This window comes from Amycolatopsis sp. NPDC006131 (assembly GCF_040614175.1).
Classification (GTDB): Bacteria; Actinomycetota; Actinomycetes; order Mycobacteriales; family Pseudonocardiaceae; genus Amycolatopsis_E; species Amycolatopsis_E tucumanensis.
Genome location: NZ_JBEXTX010000230.1, coordinates 1 through 2827, shown reverse-complemented (window position 1 = coordinate 2827; position 2827 = coordinate 1). Strand labels below are relative to the sequence as shown.

The window sequence follows — 2827 nt, the reverse complement described above, 5'->3', positions numbered from 1 at the left end:
AGCGCCGCCAGGAACTCGGCCGCCCTACTTGCCTGCTCCAGCGCCCAGGCCACCCCACCACACCAGGCGATCAGCAGGCGGAGGCCCCCGCCCCACCGGCGGGCGGGCGCTGAGCACCACCCCCAGGCAGCAGCACCGCAACGAACTCAGCCGTGCTGCGCTCCAGCTCCGCCGGCCCCGGCGCACGAGCCGCCCCGGCTCCGGCCACCGAATCGAACAGCACCCCGTCGCACCAGGCGATCAGCATCCGCGTGTGCCGCGCCGGGTCCGGGGAGCCCGCGTGCGCCAGCAGTTCGGCGCAGCTGTCGCGGAACCGCTGCCCCACCCGGTCGTAGATCGCCCGCAGGTCGGGGCGTCGCGTGGCCTCCAGCGCGAACTCGTAGCGCGCCACCAAGCGCGTCCGGCCGGTTGTCATCGCCGTGTGCAGGAACCGCGCGAGCGCCGGCGCCAACTCGCCATCCGCCTCCGTCAGCGACGCGTCGTCGAGTTCGGCGATCCGCCTGACCGCCAACTCCAGCAACGCCGCCCTCGTGCGGGCGTAGTAGGAGGTCGACCCGAGCGGCAGGCCCGCGGCCCGGTCGACGGCGCGGTGGGTCAGGCCGCGCATCCCCTCCGCGGCGACCACCTCGATGGCCGCGTCCGCGATCGACGTCAGACGCACGCCGGTGACTCTACAGGCGTAGAGTCGCGTGCGTGCGAACAGCGGCGGTCATCGGCGGCGGCATCGGCGGGTTGAGCGCGGCGATCGGGCTGCGCCGGGTGGGCTGGGAGGTCGCCGTCTTCGAGCGCGCGCCGCGGTTCGCCGAGGTCGGCGCCGGAATCACGTTGTGGCCCAACGCTTTGCGCGCACTGGAATCGCTCGGCCTCGACCTGGCGCCGCTCGCCGTGCCGCAGGTCAGCGGGCGGCTGCGGGACCACCACGGTCGCCTGCTGACCGAGGTCGACGGCGCCCGGTTCGAACGCGCGCTGGGCAAACCGCTCCTCGGCATCGCCCGCGCCCAGCTCCTCGACCTGCTGCGCGACGCCATCCCGGCCGCGGATCTGCGGGCGGGCACCACCGTCACCGAAGTCACCGGCGACGGCCGGGTGCGCTGGGACGGCGGCGAGCTCACCGCCGATCTGGTCGTCGCGGCCGACGGCGTGCACAGCGCCGTCCGCTCGGCGCTCTGGCCCGGCCACCCCGGCCCGGTCTACACGGGCCACACCGCGTTCCGGGCGATCCTCGACGATCCGGGGCCGCTCGAGCTGTCCGGTCTCCTCGGTCCGGGCACCGAGGTCGGGGCAGTGCCGCTGACCGGTGGCCGGCTGTACTGGTACCTGGCGTGCGAGTCGCCCCGCGATGTCCGGCACGCGGACCCGAAAGCCTTCCTGCGCCGTCACTTCGGTGACTGGCCGGAGCCGCTGCCGAGCCTGATCGAGGCGACGCCGGGCGACCGGTTCCTGCAGCACGACCTGCTCGCGCTGCGCACCCCGCTGCCGACGTACGTGCGCGGCCGCGTCGCGTTGCTCGGCGACGCCGCCCACGCCATGTCGCCGTACCTGGGCCAGGGCGGCTGCCAAGCCATCGAAGACGCGGTCGTGCTCGCCGCCGCGACCGTCCGGCACACGTCGGTCGCGGACGCGCTGAGCGCCTACGACCGCGAGCGTCGTCCGCGCAGCCAGGCGATCGCGCGCCGGTCCGACCAGGCCGGGCGGCTGGGCGCCCAGCTGAAGAACCGACTGGCGGTCGCGGCACGCAACGCGGTGCTCCGGCTCATGCCTGCCGGGCTGTCGGTCCGCGCGGCCACCGCCGCCGCCCGCTGGACCCCTCCCGCGCCGTTGACCGCCGTGTCAGACTGAGCGGGTTCGCAGCAGCCGGACTGGTGGTGATCGCCGATGACCCAGCAGGAACGCACCACAGCGTCGGCCGCGGGCGTGTACGACTGGTACCTGAACGGGCACCACCACCTGCCGTGCGACGCGGAGGCGGCGATCGCGGCGCAGAAGGTCTTCCCGCTCGCCGGGCAGGTCGCGCGCTACAACCGGGACTTCCTGCAGCGGGTGGTCCGCTGGATGACCGGGCACGGGATCCGGCAGTTCCTCGACATCGGCTCCGGCTACCCGGTGGCGGGCAACGTGCACGAGATCGCCCAGCGGTACGCGCCGGGTTCGCGCGTGGTCTACGTCGACCTGGACCCGCGCACGGTCGAGGTGAGCAACGACCTGCTCGCCGGGGAGCCGGACGCGACCTGCCTGCTGGCCGACGCGCGGGAGCCGGAGGACATCTTCGAGCGGGCCGGGCTGCTGGACTTCGGCGAGCCCGTGGGGCTGCTGATGGTGTCCGTGCTGCCCTTCGTGCCGGGCGACGTGCGCCCCCTGGTGCGTCGTTATGTCGACCGGCTTGCGCCGGGAAGCTACCTGGCGCTCACGCACATCACGACCCCGGAGGACGAACGCCAGCAGCGCAAGCAGGAGGACGTGCGCGACACCTACAACGCCAAGGTGCGGCAGTCCGCGCAGGTGCGCGGGCGGGCCGAGGTGGCGGCGCTGTTCGAGGGCACGGAGCTCGTGCCGCCCGGCTTGGTGCTCGCCACGCACTGGAACCCGCCGCGGGGCTACCTCCCGGACCCGGACGACCAGGCGAGCGCCGTCCTGCTGGGCGCCGTCGGACGGGTGCTCAGCGGGACGTAGCCCTGGGCGCGACGCAGCGCCCGCCCGGGCGCGTGCCGCCGCCGCTCACGCGGGGAGGGCTGCGCGACGAGCCGGATCAGCGTCCGCTCGCCCGCTCAGCCATCCTCGAGCGCGAAGCCCGCACCGGCCCGGCCGCGGGGCTACCTCCCGGGCCAGC

At 74.8% G+C, this 2827-nt stretch carries 3 protein-coding genes; 2 read left to right on the top strand and 1 reads right to left on the bottom strand.

Going from position 1 to position 2827, the window contains the following annotated elements:
- Window positions 1–70: 70 nt before the first annotated feature.
- Complete coding sequence (locus ABZ215_RS43565) at window positions 71–661, bottom strand: TetR family transcriptional regulator C-terminal domain-containing protein (RefSeq protein ID WP_354956806.1); 591 nt, start codon at window positions 659–661, stop codon at window positions 71–73.
- A 32-nt stretch (window positions 662–693) separates the two neighbouring features.
- Here ABZ215_RS43565 and ABZ215_RS43560 point away from each other — a divergent pair, with 32 nt between their 5' ends.
- Together ABZ215_RS43560 and ABZ215_RS43555 are read left to right on the top strand one after the other, a co-directional pair.
- Window positions 694–1839 (top strand): FAD-dependent monooxygenase, encoded by a 1146-nt coding sequence (locus tag ABZ215_RS43560; RefSeq protein ID WP_354956804.1) that lies wholly within the window; start codon window positions 694–696, stop codon window positions 1837–1839.
- 36 nt (window positions 1840–1875) lie between these two features.
- Window positions 1876–2670, top strand: coding sequence for an SAM-dependent methyltransferase (locus tag ABZ215_RS43555; RefSeq protein ID WP_354956802.1), 795 nt, complete (start codon window positions 1876–1878; stop codon window positions 2668–2670).
- Window positions 2671–2827 lie beyond the last annotated feature (157 nt).